Raw genomic sequence first — 16,757 nt, forward strand, 5'->3', positions numbered from 1 at the left:
CACTGACGACATCCACAGCACCGACAAGGAGACAGGATGAGTACCGAGGTCGATGCCGGCACGAGGCGGGCCGAGTCCGTCGTGTCCGGTCCGCCGCTGGACAGTGAGCCGGGGCTCGGCTCGCTGACACTGCCCGGCTTCCTGCGTGAGGTCACCGACCTGTACGCGGACCGGGAGGCGCTGGTTGCCCGGACCGACGACGGGGTGACGCGCTGGACGTACGTGCAGTTGTGGGAACGGTCGGTCGAGGTGGCGCGGGCACTGCGTGGAGCGGGGCTCGGCAAGGACGGCCGGGTCGGTGTCCTGATGACCAACCGCCCCGAGTGGTTGTCGGTCGTCTTCGGCACCGCCCTGGCGGGTGGTGTCGCGGTCACGCTGAGCACCTTCTCCACCTCCGCGGAGCTCGAACACCTGCTCGGCGTATCCGGGGTGTCCTTCCTGGTGGTGGAACGCACCGCGGCGGGCAAGCCCCTCGCCGGTCTGCTCCCCGATCTCGAACCCGCCGTGGCCACCTCGGAGCCGGGTGCGATCAGGTCCACAGTCTTCCCCCATCTTCGGCACGTCGCGGTGGTCGACGAGCCGGAGACGCGGGGCGCCCTCGAATCGTGGGAGTCGTTCCTGCTCAGGGGGAAGGACGTCGCCCCCGAGGTGGTCGAGAGTTCCGCCGCCGCGGTCGCACCGAGCGACACCGCCGTGCTGTTCTTCTCGTCGGGAACCACGAGCAAGCCGAAGGGCATTCTCAGTGCCCATCGGGGCGTGGCGATCCAGATGTGGCGGTTCCGCCGGATGTACCGGTTCGAGCCGGAGGACCTGATCCGCTGCTGGACCGCCAACGGGTTCTTCTGGTCCGGGAATTTCGCGATGGCGTTGGGCAGCACCCTCGCCTGCGGTGGATCGCTCGTGCTCCAGTCCACTTTCGAGCCGGAGGAGGCACTCACCCTCATCGAGTTGGAGCGGGTGAACTTTCCGTTCGCGTGGCCGCACCAGTGGTCTCAGCTCGAGTCGGCACCGAACTGGGAGACCGCCGACCTGAGCAGTCTGTCGTTCGTGGACCACAAGACGCCCGTCGCTCGCCACCGCACGGTCACCGGCACCTGGTCGGAGCCCGGGCACGCCTACGGCAACACGGAGACGTTCACGATCACCACCTGCTTCCCCGCCAACACTCCGGACGACGTGGCGGCAGGCAGCAGCGGCGAACCGCTTCCGGGGAACACCGTCAAAATCGTCGACGCCCTGACGGGCGAGGTCGTTCCGGTCGGCGAGCGCGGCGAAATCTGCGTCAAGGGGCCGACTCTCATGCTCGGCTACCTGGGCACCCCTCTGATGGAGACCGTCGATCAGAGCGGGTACTTCCACACCGGCGACGGCGGCTACGTCGACGGTGTCGGTCGCCTCTTCTGGGAAGGCCGCCTCACCGACATCATCAAGACCGGTGGCGCCAACGTGTCGCCACTCGAGGTCGACGAGGCGCTGGTCGCCCACCCGGGCGTCAAGGTCACACGCACCGTGGGCATTCCACATGACACCCTCGGGGAGATGGTCGTCGCCTGCATCGTTCCGCACGACGGGGTCGACCTGGACTCCGACGCGATCCGGGCCTACCTGAAGGAGCGGCTGGCGAGCTACAAGGTTCCCCGCCAGGTCCTGTTCTTCCTCGACGAGGAGATCGCGCTCACCGGCAGCGCGAAGATCAAGACCGCGGACGTCCGGGCCCTCGCGATCGAGCGACTGGCCGTCTGACCGACAAGGCGTGTCTCCCAACTCACAGAATTGGGAGACACGCCCGCGGGGTGGGTGGCGTCGTGCGACGACACCCACCCTTCGTCGTTCCGGCTCGATTCGAGCCTGCGTGACCTACCCTGCCCACCCGCGGTAACGCTGCGCGAGCAATCTCCGGCACGCGGTGGGTGATCCGTGCAGCGACCGGTTGAGGGTCGCACGCTTGAGGTAGCGGTGGACACCGCTCTCCCAGGTGTAGCCGATACCTCCGTGCAATTGCATTGCCTTGCCGACGATGTCGACTGCCGCCGCACCCGCGTACGACTTCGCCATCGCTGCCGCGACAGGAGCATCCGGCGCCGCCTCCGACACCTTGTCCGCCGCGGCCAGGACGAGCTTGCGCGCGATCGTCACCTGCACGAGCATGTCGGCGCACGCGTGCTTGACCGCCTGGAAGGACCCGATCTTGCGCCCGAATTGCTCACGGACCCCTGCGTAGCGCACGGTGGCGTCCATCATCGCCTCGCTCACTCCCAGACTGTCGCAGGCGACCGCGACCGCGGCACGCGCGTCCAGCAGTTCCGACGCACGACGTGGGTCAATGCCGAAGCTCCACACCTGCTCGTCGTGGACCGCGACATCCTGTGCGACGACCGTCCCGAAGCTGCGGGTGGTGTCGACAACAGGTTGCGTGGTGCCGGCGAGCGCGGCGGGATCGACGTCGACGACGACCGCGCTCCCATCCGGGTCGAGCGCAGGCACGAGCAGCCGGTCCGCGGTCGGCGCGTCGAGGACGAAGGATGCGCTGCCGTACAGGCGGAGGTCGCCGCCGCGCCGTTCGAGGCGGAACGACTCCGCGGCACGCCCCTGTCCGTCCAGTGCGAGGACCGGAACCGTGCTGCCCGCAGCGGTGTCTCGGAACAGCGCGTCCCGGGTGTCGGACGGTGCCAGCAGAGCCAGGGCGCCGACGGACAGGCCGGCCACCCCGGGATACGGTCCGGCCGACGCCGCCCGGCCCATCTCCCGGAGGATCACCGCGACCTCCGCGAAGGTCGCGTCCGCACCGTCGAGCCGGGCCGGAGCCTCCAGCCCCAGCCACCCTGCCCCGGCGATCAGCTGCCAGTCGACACGCTCGCCGGGCTCCCCGCTCGCGAGGAGGTCTCGTGCCACCTGCCCCAGTTCTCCGTGGAACTCGGACAGGTCGACGGTGTCGGCGCTCATCGCTCTCCCCTCGGTTCACGAGGCAGTCCGAGACCGCGCTCGCCGATGATGGTGCGCTGGATCTCGCTCGTCCCACCGGGGATCGTCCACTCCCACGACCCGATGAAGTCGAGGACCCACCGGCCCGACTCCCACCCGCTCGACCGCGGCTTGCTCAGTTCGGTGTGGACGGCGAGTCCCCCGACCTCGACCGCGAAGTCCGTCATGCGTTGCAGCAGTTCGCTGTAGACCAGCTTGACCATCGACGCGTCCGCGGGTCCGTCGTCGGCACCGGACACCAGGTCCGCGCACAACGCACGCAGTCCGGTCAGCTCGATCTCGAAGCCCGCGAGACGGTCCGTGACCGACGGGTCGTCCAACGGGACCGCGCCGTCCGCACCGGTACGCGTGCACAGCTCGACGAGCCATCGGAACCCGCTGTTGCCCAACCGCTCCGAGAGTTCGAGCATGGTCATCCCGCGTTCGGCGCCGAGCGTCTCCTGCGCGATCCGCCAGCCGTGGTTCTCCGGGCCGACGAGGTGGTCGGCGGGGACGACGACGTCGCTCAGGAACATCTCCCCGAAATGCGACTCCCCGGTCGCCTGACGAATCGGGCGGACGTCCACGCCGGCCGTGCACATGTCCATCAGGAAGTAGGAGATCCCGTGTCGCCTCGCCGCATCCGGGTCGGTGCGGGCCAGGAGCAGGCACCAGTCGGCATGCTCCGCGCCACTGGCCCACAGCTTCTGCCCGTTCACGACGTAGGTGTCGCCCTCTCGCCGCGCGGTCGTCCGCAGCGACGCGAGGTCGGATCCGGCGTCCGGTTCGGAGAATCCCTGGCACCAGATCTCGCCGTCGAGGATCGCGGGGAGATGCCGGCGACGTTGTGCATCGGTCCCGGCCGCGAGCAGGGTGGCCGCCGCGTGGTGGATCGACACGAACGGCAGCACGAGCCGCGGCGCATCGTGCGCGGCGAGTTCCCGGTAGAGCACGGCCTGTTCCGCGACGGACATCCCCCCGCCCCATTCGCTCGGCCAGTGCGGCACCGCGAATCCCGCCGCCCGCAGTTCCTGGAACCACGCCTTCTGAAAGGTGACGAAGCCTTCGTCCGAGACGTCGGTCTGCTCCTGACGCCACTGCGCGGGGACGTGATCGCGGCACCAGTCACGAACCCTGGCCCGGAACTCGGCGAGTTCCGGCGCGGCGGTCGTCACCCGCGTGCCGATCGTCGTGCCGCACCGTCTCTCACCGCGAGCAGACGTTCCCGGTGCTCGGCACTCTGCATGGTCACGACCTCCGCGGCGAAGCCCGCCTGCAGCGGCCCGGCGAGCGCCTGGGTGAGATGCATGTTGACGACCCGCTTGGTCCCCTGCACCGCCTGCCGTGGTTGCGCGGCGATCCGCTCGGCGAGCTTCCGGGCCTGCGGCAGCAGGTCGCCCGGTGACGTCACCCGCGTGGCGAGACCCAGTTCGAGTGCGGTCGCCGCGGGGATCCGGTCTCCGGTGTACAGGTACTCCCGCGACCGCAGGATCGGTGTGAGCAGCGGCCAGAACGCCGCGCCGCCGTCTCCCGCCACCAACCCGACGGCGACGTGCGGGTCCGCGAGGTGCGCCGTCTCGGACATCAACACCATGTCGCACAGCACCGCCACGCTGCAACCCAGCCCGACGGCCGGACCGTTGACCGCCGCGATGACGGGCAGCGGGAACCGCAGCATCTCCTCGATGATCTGCGCGCCCTCGCGGATGCTCTCGTCCCTCGCGACCGGATCGTCGAGGAACGAGGTGATCCAGTCGAGATCGCCTCCCGCGCTGAAGGCCCGGCCCGCACCGGTGAGGATCACGACCCGGGCCTCCGGGTCCGCCGCGATCTGTCGCCACACGTTCGCGAGCGCCCAGTGCAGTGCCGCATTGACGGCATTGAGCTCTTCCGGGCGGTTGATCACCACGGTGCGAACCGGTCCGTCCTCCTCGACGGTCAGTTCGTCCGGCAGGTCGTATCTCACGAGGCCACCTCCGCGACTGCGTCACCGAACGGTCCCTGCAGGCCGTTCCTGCCGACCCTGCGGGTCAGGACGTCGGTCGTGACGGACGGCCCGAACGGCAGGCGCCGCACGGGAAGGCTGTATCGGGACAGCCACGACAGTGTCGTCTCGTCGCAGAATCCCGATGCCCCGTGCAACTGGTGCGAGACCCGGAACACGACCTGCGCCGCCTCGAGCGCCGCGAGGCGAAGGGCGAGGGCGTCCTCGATCGCGTCGTCGGAGCCGGTCTGGATGCTCCACAGTGCGTATCGGGCGAGGACGTCGACGCCGGTGCGCTCGACCTCGGCGTCGGTGAGCTGGAACTGGACGCCCTGCATGCGGGCGAGCGGCTGACCGAACTGCTCGCGAACCAGAACGTGGTCACGGGTCAGCTCGAGCGCGCGGTCCAGCGTCCCGAGCAGCGTCCAGATCGGCAGCACGAGGGCGAGCGCGATGTCCTTCGCGCCGTCGCGGTCGACCGGCGTCAGGTCGAGTGGGACGACGAATCCGGAGTGTCGGGGCGAGCCGGTCGGCGGTCGCGGGGTCGCGATGCTGCGTTCGCCGTCGAGGGTGACCGCCGCCAGTCGGAGGTCGAGCCCGGCGACGGGAGCGACCATCTCTCCTCCAACCACGACGAGGGCGTCGACGTCGAGATCCGCGGGCCTGGAAAGCCTTTCCGCGACCGGATAGGGAATGCCCCAGTACCCGGCGCTGCGGCAGAGTGCTGCCGCAGCCTCCAACTCGTCGGCGTCGCCCCGCACGTCGAGGTCCCAGGCTCCGAGCTCGTCGAGCAGCGGCACCACCGCGTCGCCCCGCCGCGCCGGATCGGCGGACTCGGCCAGCCGCAGGAGTTCGTCACCGCCTGCCGCCTCCAGTGCCTTGCGCGTCTGGATCCCGTATTCGCGCGCTTCCGCGCAGAGGTCGATGTTCACTTCGCCGCCAAGAGGTGTCGTGCCAGCAGGATTCGCTGCATCTCGATGCTTCCGGAGGCGACCGTCGCCGCCTGCGAGTACCGCCAGTGCTCGTCGACGTCGAGGCGGAACCGACGGGCGGCGTCACCGTCGGTGCCCGGCCGATCGGGTACGTGGGCAGCGAGCTCGGACAGCACCTCCGCGCTGGCCTGATCGAGAGTGGTGACCGCGATGCGGTACGCGGCGGTGTCACCGGGCCGCACCCTGCCCTCGCTCTGCATCGACACCACCTGGTACGCCAGGAGCCGGGCCCGTCGGCAGTGCGCGAGCATCCGGGTCCATCGGCCGCGCAGTTCGGCGGGCACCTCGTCCCAGCGATCCCCGAGCGCGTCCGGGGCGGCCCGCAGCAGTCGCTCGCACCGGGCGTAGCGGGCGATGCCCACCCGCTCGAATGCGAGGACCTCCTGGACGACCGCCCACCCCTCGTCGACGGTGCCCAGGACGTCCTCCTGACCGACCCGCAGTCCGTCGAAGAAGACCTCGTTGAGGTGATGGGGTCCGAGCATGGCCCGGATGGGACGGACCTCGATCGCGGGATCGTCCATCCGGACGAGGAACACGGTGAGGCCCTGCTGCTTCGCGGTGCCGGTGGAGGTGCGGGCGAGCAGGAAGCACCACTGCGCCATGGTGGCGTAGGAGGTCCAGATCTTCTGCCCGGTGATGCGCCAGCCGTCGCCGTCGCGCCGGGCGGCGGTCCGCAGGGACGCCAGGTCGGACCCGGCGTCCGGCTCGGAAAAGCCCTGGCACCAGATCACCTCGCCGTTCGCGATGGGAGGCAGGTGCCGGCGCTTCTGCTCGTCCGTCCCGTGCCGCATGATCGTCGGGCCGACCCAGTTCACCCCCATGTACTGGGCGCCGCGGGGCTCGTGACGGGCCCACATCTCCTCCCGCACGACGGTCTGTTCCCAGACCGACGCCGAGCGGCCGCCGAATTCCTCGGGCCAGGCCATGCAGAGCTTTCCTTGTTCCGCGAGCAGGCGGCAGAACCGCTGCGCCACATCCAGATCGGAGGGATCGTCGGTGAAGGCTCCCCGGAAGTCCTCGGGGACGTGCATCCTCACCAGGTCTCGCAGCTCACCCCGGAGTGCCGTCGCGGCCTCACTCATCGTGAAGTCCATGGCGGCACAGTAGCTTTATCCTCATAAGGATAGCAATCCTTGATGGGTAACCCGTCCGAAGTTAGACTCGACGACGTCAGCAGTTCCCTGCACGAAAGGCGGTCCGCGTGACGAGCCCCCGACGCGGCCGAATTCCTCAGCGGCGCATCGCCGAAACGGTTGCAGACGAACTGCGCGACCGCATCCTCTCCGAGGACGACTACCGCCTCCCGACCCAGGAGCAACTGGTGCGGGACTTCGGCGTCAGCTTCCCGTCGATCAGGGAGGCGCTGCGCATCCTCGAGACGGAGGGCCTCGTCACCGTGCGCCGGGGCAACGTCGGCGGCGCCGACGTGCACCGCCCCGACGAGCATTCGGCCGCCTACCATCTCGGGCTCGCACTGCAGGCCGGCCGCGTCACGCTCCGGGACCTGGCATCCGGTCTCCAGATCCTCGAACCCCTGTGCGCCGCCGAGTGCGCCAAACGCGACGACCGCGCCGAGGTCGTGGTCCCGGCACTCGACGCGGCGATCGACGCCTCGGCCGAGCTGGTCGGCAACGGCGTCGCATTCACGCACTCCGCCAGGGAGTTTCACGACCTGCTCGTCTCCTTCACCCCGAATGCGACCATCCGCTACGCGGTCAGCAGCTACGTCGCACTGTGGTCCGCACAGGAGGAGGCGTGGGCGGAGGCGCAGACGCGACGCGGCGAGTACCCCTCGACTCACGACGCAGAGTGCGCGGTCGACATTCATCGCCGCATCGCCAAGGAGATCGCGGCCGGCCGCGTCGACGAAGTCGAACGCCTGTCCCGCGCGCACCTCGCCGCCACGCAGTCACTCCTCCTCGAACGATTCGACGAGAACGTCGTCAACGCCTCGGCCGCATCGACCCGCAGCCTGATCCGCGGACGCTCCGCGCGCGCCTGAGCCGCGCACCCGCGCCGGCCGACCGATCCCGCGCGACCTCACCCCGCACACCTCGACGGGTGTCCCGCCGACGGCCCACGTCGTCGCGCCACTGCCCCACGCATTGCACGCCGGTACGCGACGCAGGCTCCCCGCCCGTTGCCGCTCGTGAACGGTTGAAACCCCTCGCACACGCGACCGAATTGCGCGAGAATGCTGTTTCAACATGAAGAGAACGCTACTCTTATCCTGGTAAGGATAGCAATACTTGTAGTCCACCCGACCTGGTGGTTAAACTCCGCACCGACCAGTGGCCTACGTCACTTTCACAGTCGACATCGGTCGCTATACCTCAGCGAAAATCATGTTCTCTCCTTACGCCAGGAGGCTCACCTTGACCGAGATGTCCCGCTTCACAGACGGCACCTCCATCGCCACCGCGGACGGGTGGACCGTGACGCGACTGACCCCGCCCAGCCGCCTCTTCGGAGCCAACGGCCTGCGTACCGGCCCGGACGGCCGCGTCTACATCGCCCAGGTCGCGGGCAGCCAGATCAGCGCGCTCGACGTCGACTCCGGACAGTTGGAGACCGTCAGCGCGAAGGGCGGCCCCATCGTCGCCCCCGACGACGCGGCCTTCGACTCCCGCGGCGACCTCTACGTCACCGAGTACTACGACGGCAGGGTCAGCGTACGCGGCACCGACGGCACGACCCGACTGCTGCGGGACGATCTGCCAGGCGCAAACGGAATCACGTTCCACGGCAACAGGTTGTTCGTCGACGAGTGCCGCATCGGCGGCCGGCTCATGGAGCTCGACCCCGCAGGCGGAGCCCCCAAGGTCCTCCTCGACGGGCTGCCGATGCCCAACGCCCTCGAGGTGGGTCCCGACGGCAAGCTCTACTACCCGTTGCTCGGCACCAACGAGATCTGGCGGATCGATCCCGACGGCGGCGAACCGGAACGGGTCGCCGCAGACCTCGGCGGGCCCACCGCGGTCAAGTTCGACGCCGACGGCATGATCGTGAGCACCCAGGTGGGTGCGGGCCAGGTCCTGCGCATCGACCCACGCACCGGGGACAGCACGGTCCTCGCGACCATCGGACCGGGCCTGGACAACCTCACCTTCGTCGGCGGCAGGCTCTTCGTCTCCAGCTTCACCGGGCAGATCACCGAGATCCTCGCGGGCGGCCGCACCGAGACGGCGCTGCCCGACGGCCTGACCTGGCCGCTGGACCTCACGGTCGGCCCGGACGGCACCCTGTTCGTGGCCGACGGAACGTTCCTGCTCGCGATCGAGCCGGGCGGCGAACCGCAGACCCTGGGAATGCTCTTCAGCCCCGGCTATCCCGGCTACATCCGCGGACTCACCTCCACGGGCCCAGGCGAGTTCGTCGTCGCGGGCAACGGGACCGTGTCCCGCTACCGTCCCGGCGCCTCCGAATCCGAGGTGCTCGTCGAGGGTCTCGACCAGCTCTACGGCGTGGCGGTCTCCCCCAGCGGGGTCGTCGCAGTCGCCGATCTGGGCGCCGGCACGGTGTACACGGTCCGCGACGGCGCCGCCGAGGCGGCGGCGACCGGCCTGCAGGACCCGATGGGCGTCGCGTTCACCGCCGACGGCACCTGCCTGGTGTCCGAGGCGGGCGCCGGCCGGATCGTGTCCGTGACCAGCTCCGGCGTGGACACCCTGATCGACGGACTCGAACGCCCGCAGGGCATCCTCGTCCACGACCGTCGCCTGTACATCCTCGACGTCGACGCCAAGACCCTGATCTCCGTCGACCTCGAGACCAAGGCGCAGGAAGTCCTCGCCCGGAACCTCCCCGTCGGCGCACCCGCGGGGGTCACCCCCGCGCCGCTGCGCGGACTCGAGCCGTTCTCCGGGCCGCAGGGTCCGTTCGCCGGCATCGCCGCGGGGCCCGACGGCACCATCTACATCGCCGCCGACGCCGAGGGCAGCGTCCTCGCGCTCCGGGTCGCGTCGTGAGCACCGTCGCGGCGCCCGGGACCGTGAACCTGAGTAGGCGGGTCGTCATCGTCTCTGGAGCCACCGGAGGCGGAATCGGCACCTGGACAACACGACTCGTCGCGAGCGCCGGTGCCACCGTCATCGCGGTGAGCCGGTCCAAGGAGAAGCTCGACCAGCACATCCAGCCCCTGGTCGCGGAGGGGCTCCCGATCGTGCCGGTCGCCGCGGACGCCTCGACCGACGAGGGCATCGCGGCGGTCCTCGACCAGGCCCGGCGCGCCGACGGCGACCTGTACGGGCTCGTCAACGTCGCGGGCGGTGCGGCACCGTCGACGTGGATGCCTGCGACGCGGGTCAGCCGGGAGGACTGGCGGGCCCTCTTCACGCAGAACCTGGAGACGATGTTCTTCATGAGCCAGGCCGTGGCCGCGGAACTGCGCGCGCAGGGCCGGCCGGGGTCGATCGTGTCGATCTCCTCGATCAGCGGAATGAACACCGCCCCTTTCCACATCGCGTACGGGACGGCGAAGGCCGCGCTCGTCGCGGCGACCCGGACGATGGCCGTCGAACTCGCGACCGACGGCATCCGGGTGAACGCGATCGCTCCCGGCGTCACCGAGACGCCCGCGTCCGGCGCCTACGTCGACGAGGACCCCGAGCGGGACCGGCGTGCGATCGCGATGGGGCGGCGTGGCCGCCCGGAGGAACAGGCCGGGGCGATCCTGTTCCTCCTGTCGGACCTGTCGAGCTACGTCACCGGGCAGACACTGCTCGTCGACGGCGGACTCAACCTGAAGTGGACCCACATGGGCGCCGACCACACCTCCCTCTTCCTCAAGGACGAGAACTTCCGCGCAGCCATCACGCACTGACACGGAAGCAGAAGTGACACCGGAACAGCAGCCACCGGAACACCTTTCGCAAAGGAGCAACCCGTGAGCGATACGGTCGAAGCAACACGAGGCGACGTCGCCGAACAGCCTTACACGACCCCGCAGATCCTCCCCGTCGAGGCGTACACGTCACGCGACTACGCCCGCGCCGAGGGCGACAAGCTGTGGGCGAAGGTGTGGCAGCAAGTCGGCCGCGTCGAGGAGTTGCCCCGCGTCGGCGACTTCCTCACCTACGAGATCATGGACGACTCGATCATCGTGGTGCGGACCGCGCCCGACACCCTGCGCGCCTACTACAACGTCTGCGCGCACCGCGGCCGCCGCCTCGTCGACACCCCGCCCGGTGCCCGCGACGCCCGGGGGCAGGCCCGGCAGTTCATCTGCGGATTCCACGGCTGGCGGTACAACCTCGACGGTGAGAACACCTTCGTCGCCGAGCGCGAGGACTGGCCGTGCGGGCTGAATCAGCAGAACGCGGGACTCACCGACGTCAAGATCGACACCTGGAGCGGCTGGATCTTCGTCAACCTCGATCCCGACTGCGAACCGCTGCGGGACTACCTCGAGCCGGCGGCGAGCCTGCTCGAGCCGTTCCAGTTGCAGAACATGCGGTACCGGTGGCGGCGTTGGGTGGACTTCGACTGCAACTGGAAGGTCGCCTTCGAGGCGTTCATGGAGACCTACCACGTGCCCTACACGCATCCGGAGTTCATGAACTTCGGTGCCTTCCTGGGTTGGGCGCGGGCCCAGGGCAAGCACAGCAACATCGGGTACGACGCACCCAAGGGTATGGAGGAGAACCAGGCGAAGCTCCGCATCGGGTCCGGTCCGGACGCACGTCTGTCCACCATCGAACTGCAGAACTTCACCTGGGAGAACGCCAACACCAACACCACCCGGACCCTGGTCGACGCGGCGCAGCGCCTCATCGACGAACTGCCCGAGGGCACTCCGCCCGCCGAGGTGATGCGGCACTGGCTCGACTCGGCACGTCGCGACGACGAGGCGCGCGGGGTCGTGTGGCCGACCGTGCCGCCGGAGATCGTGGCGCAGAGCGGCACCGCGTGGCAGATCTTCCCGAACTTCCAGATCGGCCACGCCCTCAACAACATGCTCTGCTACAGCTTCCGCCCCTACGGTGACGATCCCGACCGCTGCTACTTCGAGGCGGCGGTGTACGAGCTGTTCCCGGAGGGCGAGGCACCCGAGACCGAATGGGTGTACACCCCGATCGACGATCCCGGCTGGCGAACCGTTCTGCCACAGGACTTCTCGAACATGGCTGCTGTACAGAAGGGCATGAAGACCCGGGGATTCACCGGGCCGAAGCCCAACCCGTACCGCGAGCGCAGCGTGGTGAACCTGCACCACAACCTGTCCACCTACATGGGCACCGGCGCACCCCGCGACCTGGCTTGATCGGCCACCCCCTCCACCGCACCGCCCGAACGAACCGAGGAATCCCATGCAGAACTGCGAACCCACGCAGACCCCCGAGGTCGACATCCCGGCACTCCGCACGAAGTACCTCGCCGAGCGCGACAAGCGTCTGCGCTCGGACGGGCAGAAGCAGTACATCGAGGCCGAGAACGAGTTCGCGGAGTTCTACGAGGCCGATCCGCACATGCCGGTGGCACCCCGCGAGCCGCTGACCGACGAGATCGACGTCGCGGTCCTCGGCGGTGGATTCAGTGGCCTGATCGCGGCACACCGCCTGCAGCAGGCCGGGGTGACCGACTTCCGCATCATCGAGCTCGGCGGCGACTTCGGCGGGGTCTGGTACTGGAACCGCTACCCGGGAATCCAGATCGACTCCGATTCGTACTGCTACCTGCCGCTACTGGAGGAGACCGGCTACATGCCCAAGGAGAAGTTCTCCAAGGGCGACGAGTGTTTCGAGCACGCCCAGCGCATCGGTACGCACTTCGGGCTGTACGAGCACGCGCTCTTCCACACGCTGATCCGCTCGCTCGAGTGGGACGAGTCGATCCACCGATGGATCGTCCGTACCAACCGCGGCGATGCGATCAAGGCCCGTTTCGTCGTCATGTGCCAGGGCCCGTACAACCGGCCGAAACTGCCCGGCATCCCCGGGATCAACGACTTCAAGGGCCACACGTTCCACACGGCCCGCTGGGACTACGACTACACCGGCGGCAACCTGCACGGTGGCCTGGACAGGATCGCAGACAAGCGGATCGCCGTCATCGGCACCGGATCCAGTGCAGTACAGGCCATTCCGCACCTCGCACGAGGCGCGAAGCACCTGACCGTATTCCAGCGCACGCCGTCCTACATCTTCGAGCGGGCCAACCACCCGACCGACCCCGACTGGGTGCAGTCGCTGGAGCCGGGCTGGAGGTCCGCCCGCCAGCGCAACTTCCACAACGCCGCGTTCGCGTTCTACTCCCCCGGCGAGCCCGACCTGATCTGCGACGGCTGGACCGAGGTGTCCCGCAACATGGCCGCCAAGCTGACCGAGACCAACGGCTGGGCCGCGCTCGCCGACCCGCTGAAGTTCATGGAACTCAAGGAGGTCGAGGACTACCGGGCGATGGAGCGCCTGCGGCAGCGGGTCGACAGCGTCGTCGACGACCCGGCCACCGCGGAGGTTCTCAAGCCCTACTACCGGAACATGTGCAAACGCCCGGTGTTCAACGACGAGTACCTGCCGACGTTCAACCGGCCGAACGTCACGCTGGTCGACGTCTCCGGAACCAAGGGTGTCGAACGAATCACCGAGAAGGGGATCGTCGTCGACGGAGTCGAGCAGGAGTTCGACTGCATCGTCTTCGCGAGCGGATTCGAGATCACCACGTCGCTCGACCGTCAGTACGACATCGCACCGTTCGCCGGCCGTGACGGCGTCTCGCTCTACGACCACTGGGGCAAGGGATTCCGCACGATGCACGGGATCACGGCGCACGGCTTCCCCAACCTGCTCTTCACCGGGTTCATCCAGGGCGGTGTCACCGCTGCGACCACCCTGATGTTCGAACAGCAGGCCGATCACATCGCGTACATCGTCAGCGCCGCGCAGTCACGCGGCGTGACCGCCGTCGAGCCGAGCGCTGAGGCGGAGGAGGAGTGGATCCAGACGATCCGCGACCACACGATCGACAACAGCACCTTCGTCTCCGAGTGCACGCCCGGCTACTACAACAGCGAAGGCGAGCCCAACGGACGTTCCTTCCTGGGCGAACCGTTCTGGGGCGGGTTCTACGAACTCTCCGAACTCCTCCAGGGCTGGCGTGAGAGCGGCGAGATGGAAGGCATGGTGCTCGACAAATGAGAGGCAATCCCGCCCCGTTCCGGCAAAGGGGGAGTTCGGATGTCCGGTGACCTGCGATTCGACGGCCGCGTCGCCGTCGTCACCGGCGGGGGCCGGGGCCTCGGCCGTGCCTACGCCGAACTGCTCGCATCGCGCGGCGCGCGCGTGGTCGTCAACGACACCGGCGCCGCGATCAGCGGCACCGACGGTGACACCGGGGTCGCGGAGTCGGTCGCCGCGGCCATCCGCGCCGCCGGCGGCGAGGCGGTCGCGAACAACGAGTCCGTCGCGACCGCCGACGGCGGTGCGGCGATCGTCTCCTCCGCGCTCGACGCGTTCGGGCGCATCGACATCCTGATCCACAACGCAGGCAACAACCGGTACGCGCCGCTCACCGAGATGACGTACGAGGACTTCGACGCCGTCCTCGACGTCCACCTGCGTGGCGCCTTCCACGTGGTTCGGCCCGCGTTCGGTCACATGGTGGAGGCGGGATACGGGCGGGTGGTGCTCACCTCGTCGATCGGCGGACTCTACGGAAACACGCGGGTCGCGAACTACGGCGCCGCCAAGGCCGGCATGATCGGCCTCTCGAACGTCGTCGCACTGGAGGGTGCCGACCACGGCATCCGTTCCAACGTGATCGTCCCGGCGGCGCTGACCCGGCTGGCCGAGGGCCTCGACACCTCGAAGTACCCACCGATGGACCCCGAGCTCGCCGCACCGGCCGTCGGCTGGCTCGCCCACGAATCCTGCTCGATCACAGGGGAAATGCTCGTCACGATCGCCGGTCGCATCGCCCGCGCCTACATCGCGGAGACACCGGGTGTGTACCAACCGGAGTGGACCGTCGAGCAGGTGGGCGAGCGCATCGACCAGATCCGGGACACGGCCGACTCATGGCTGCTCCCGGTCGTCCCGTCGGCACACGTCGACCACATCACCAGAAGCTTTGCGATGGCAACGGAAGGAAGCGCGCATGTCGGTTAAGGTCTACGAACGCATACTGGACCTGTTCGAAGCCGAAGGCATCAACACACTCTTCGGCATCCCGGATCCGAACTTCGTACATCTGTTCCACGCCGCGGAGGAACGCGGCTGGAATGTCGTCGCACCGCATCACGAGGAGTCCGCGGGGTTCATGGCCGAGGCCGTGTCCCGCATGACCGGCAAGGCCGCGGTGTGCATCGGCACGCTCGGTCCCGGACTCGCGAACCTCGCCGGCGCCATCATGTGCGCGAAGGTCGAGAACTCGCCGGTCATCTTCCTCGGCGGGCAACGCGCACGCATCACCGAGCAGCGCGTGCGGCGCGGCCGAATCCAGTTCGTCCAGCAGATGGCGCTCGTCGAGAACTCGGTGAAGTACCACGCGAGCATCGAGTACGCGGAGCAGACCGACGAGATCATCCGTCAGGGCCTGCGCACCGCGCTCTCCGGCACCCCCGGCCCGGTGTACATCGAGTACCCGCAGCACGTCATCCAGGAGGAACTCGACGTCCCCGCGGTGCTTCCGCCGGAGCGGTACCGGCTCGTCGGGCAGACGGCGGGCACCGATCGGATCGCCGAGGCCGCCGAACTCATCCGGTCGGCGAAGCAGCCGGTCCTGCTCGTCGGGCACGGTGTCCACACCTCCCGCGCCGGCGACTCGGTGCGCGAACTCGCCGAACTCATGGCCTGCCCCGTCGTCCAGACCTCCGGCGGCACGTCGTACATCGAGGGACTGGAGGACCGCACGTTCCCGTACGGGTTCTCCCCGTCCGCAATCGAGGCGGTGGTCGAGTCCGACCTGTGCCTGGCGATCGGCACCGAACTCGGAGAGCCGGTCCACTTCGGCCGGGGCAGGCACTGGGTCGCGAACGAGGCGAATCGCAAGTGGCTCTACATCGAGCAGGACGCCTCCGCCATCGGCGTGAACCGGCCCATCGACGTCCCGCTCGTCGGTGACCTGCGTGCGGTGGTCCCGCAGCTGGTCGACGCACTGCGCGACACCCCGCGGACCGCGACGCCCGAACTCGCACGCTGGATCGAGGAGGACGCCGCCCGACTCGCGGACCTCGCGGAGACGGCGCCGTCCGGCGGGTCACCGGTGCATCCGGCACGCCTGATCGTGGAGGCCACCAAGGACTTCCCCTCGGACGGCATCATGGTCCGGGACGGCGGCGCGACCACGATCTTCGGCTGGACGTACTCGCAGGCGAAGCCGCACGACGTGATGTGGAATCAAAACTTCGGCCACCTCGGAACGGGCCTGCCCTACGCGGTCGGTGCGGGTGTGGCGGACGGCGGCAAGCGACCGATGATGCTCATCACCGGCGACTCGTCGTTCCAGTTCCACATCGCAGAACTGGAAACCGCTGCACGTCTGAATCTTCCGCTCGTCTGCGTCGTCGCGGTCGACTACGCGTGGGGCCTCGAGGTGGGCGTCTACAAGCGCACCTTCGGGCACGGCTCGCTCGAGACCGGGGTGCACTGGAGCACCGAGACCCGGTTCGACAAGATCGCCGACGGATTCGGCTGCTACGGCGAGTACGTGGAGAAGGACGTGGACATCGCGCCGGCGATCAAGCGGGCGTACGCCAGCGGCAAGCCGGGCGTCATCCACGTCGCCGTCGACCCGAAAGCCAACTCCGAGGAGATGCCGAGCTACGACGAGTTCCGCACCTGGTATGCGGAAGGGCAGCAGTGACATTCGCGAACGATCAC

General features: G+C 68.8%; 13 protein-coding genes. 8 read left to right on the forward strand and 5 right to left on the reverse strand.

The genetic code is table 11. From position 1 onward, the window contains the following. The first annotated feature begins 36 nt into the window (after positions 1-36). A complete protein-coding gene (locus tag ACFSJG_RS20675) occupies positions 37-1,743 on the forward strand; it encodes a class I adenylate-forming enzyme family protein (RefSeq protein ID WP_378487112.1) in 1,707 nt (568 codons plus the stop codon). Positions 1,744-1,857: 114 nt separating this feature from the next. Here ACFSJG_RS20675 and ACFSJG_RS20680 read toward each other — a convergent pair whose 3' ends face one another. The 5 genes from ACFSJG_RS20680 to ACFSJG_RS20700 are packed head-to-tail and all read right to left on the reverse strand — an operon-like array spanning position 1,858 to position 7,034. Continuing rightward, positions 1,858-2,943 (reverse strand): acyl-CoA dehydrogenase family protein, encoded by a 1,086-nt coding sequence (locus ACFSJG_RS20680; protein WP_378487113.1) that lies wholly within the window; start codon positions 2,941-2,943, stop codon positions 1,858-1,860. Next, positions 2,940-4,136 (reverse strand): acyl-CoA dehydrogenase family protein, encoded by a 1,197-nt coding sequence (locus ACFSJG_RS20685; protein ID WP_378487114.1) that lies wholly within the window; start codon positions 4,134-4,136, stop codon positions 2,940-2,942. The genes ACFSJG_RS20680 and ACFSJG_RS20685 overlap by 4 nt, the downstream gene beginning before the upstream one ends. Then, complete coding sequence (locus ACFSJG_RS20690; RefSeq protein ID WP_378487115.1) at positions 4,133-4,927, reverse strand: enoyl-CoA hydratase/isomerase family protein; 795 nt, start codon at positions 4,925-4,927, stop codon at positions 4,133-4,135. Before ACFSJG_RS20690 ends, ACFSJG_RS20685 begins: the two co-directional genes overlap by 4 nt. Beyond that, the gene (locus ACFSJG_RS20695) at positions 4,924-5,877 is read right to left on the reverse strand and encodes an acyl-CoA dehydrogenase family protein (RefSeq protein WP_378487116.1); all 954 of its coding nucleotides are present in this window, start codon (positions 5,875-5,877) and stop codon (positions 4,924-4,926) included. Before ACFSJG_RS20695 ends, ACFSJG_RS20690 begins: the two co-directional genes overlap by 4 nt. Continuing rightward, positions 5,874-7,034: an acyl-CoA dehydrogenase family protein gene (locus ACFSJG_RS20700; RefSeq protein WP_378487117.1), complete on the reverse strand. Its 1,161-nt coding sequence runs from the start codon at positions 7,032-7,034 to the stop codon at positions 5,874-5,876. Before ACFSJG_RS20700 ends, ACFSJG_RS20695 begins: the two co-directional genes overlap by 4 nt. Before the next feature lie 107 nt (positions 7,035-7,141). Between ACFSJG_RS20700 and ACFSJG_RS20705 the strand changes: the two genes are divergently transcribed. From ACFSJG_RS20705 to ACFSJG_RS20735, 7 genes are all read left to right on the forward strand, one after another. After that, positions 7,142-7,942, forward strand: coding sequence for a FadR/GntR family transcriptional regulator (locus tag ACFSJG_RS20705; RefSeq protein WP_378487118.1), 801 nt, complete (start codon positions 7,142-7,144; stop codon positions 7,940-7,942). 382 nt (positions 7,943-8,324) lie between these two features. Continuing rightward, the gene (locus ACFSJG_RS20710; RefSeq protein WP_378487119.1) at positions 8,325-9,908 is read left to right on the forward strand and encodes an SMP-30/gluconolactonase/LRE family protein; all 1,584 of its coding nucleotides are present in this window, start codon (positions 8,325-8,327) and stop codon (positions 9,906-9,908) included. Continuing rightward, positions 9,905-10,762: an SDR family NAD(P)-dependent oxidoreductase gene (locus ACFSJG_RS20715; protein WP_378487120.1), complete on the forward strand. Its 858-nt coding sequence runs from the start codon at positions 9,905-9,907 to the stop codon at positions 10,760-10,762. Before ACFSJG_RS20710 ends, ACFSJG_RS20715 begins: the two co-directional genes overlap by 4 nt. Positions 10,763-10,825: 63 nt before the next feature. Continuing rightward, positions 10,826-12,202, forward strand: coding sequence for an aromatic ring-hydroxylating oxygenase subunit alpha (locus tag ACFSJG_RS20720; protein WP_378487121.1), 1,377 nt, complete (start codon positions 10,826-10,828; stop codon positions 12,200-12,202). Between the two features lie 46 nt (positions 12,203-12,248). Continuing rightward, positions 12,249-14,075: a flavin-containing monooxygenase gene (locus ACFSJG_RS20725; RefSeq protein ID WP_378487122.1), complete on the forward strand. Its 1,827-nt coding sequence runs from the start codon at positions 12,249-12,251 to the stop codon at positions 14,073-14,075. Between the two features lie 39 nt (positions 14,076-14,114). Beyond that, a complete protein-coding gene (locus tag ACFSJG_RS20730) occupies positions 14,115-15,044 on the forward strand; it encodes an SDR family NAD(P)-dependent oxidoreductase (protein ID WP_378487123.1) in 930 nt (309 codons plus the stop codon). Next, positions 15,034-16,740: a thiamine pyrophosphate-binding protein gene (locus tag ACFSJG_RS20735; protein WP_378487124.1), complete on the forward strand. Its 1,707-nt coding sequence runs from the start codon at positions 15,034-15,036 to the stop codon at positions 16,738-16,740. Before ACFSJG_RS20730 ends, ACFSJG_RS20735 begins: the two co-directional genes overlap by 11 nt. Positions 16,741-16,757 lie beyond the last annotated feature (17 nt).

This window comes from Rhodococcus gannanensis (genome assembly GCF_042681175.1).
GTDB lineage: Bacteria > Actinomycetota > Actinomycetes > Mycobacteriales > Mycobacteriaceae > Rhodococcus_G > Rhodococcus_G gannanensis.

Coding starts and splice junctions, on each gene's coding strand:
- ACFSJG_RS20710 (WP_378487119.1), top strand. CDS start 8,325: ATGTCCCGCTTCACAGACGGCACCTCCATCGCCACCGCGGACGGGTGG.
- ACFSJG_RS20700 (WP_378487117.1), bottom strand. CDS start 7,034: ATGGACTTCACGATGAGTGAGGCCGCGACGGCACTCCGGGGTGAGCTG.
- ACFSJG_RS20725 (WP_378487122.1), top strand. CDS start 12,249: ATGCAGAACTGCGAACCCACGCAGACCCCCGAGGTCGACATCCCGGCA.
- ACFSJG_RS20675 (WP_378487112.1), top strand. CDS start 37: ATGAGTACCGAGGTCGATGCCGGCACGAGGCGGGCCGAGTCCGTCGTG.
- ACFSJG_RS20680 (WP_378487113.1), bottom strand. CDS start 2,943: ATGAGCGCCGACACCGTCGACCTGTCCGAGTTCCACGGAGAACTGGGG.
- ACFSJG_RS20735 (WP_378487124.1), top strand. CDS start 15,034: ATGTCGGTTAAGGTCTACGAACGCATACTGGACCTGTTCGAAGCCGAA.
- ACFSJG_RS20730 (WP_378487123.1), top strand. CDS start 14,115: ATGTCCGGTGACCTGCGATTCGACGGCCGCGTCGCCGTCGTCACCGGC.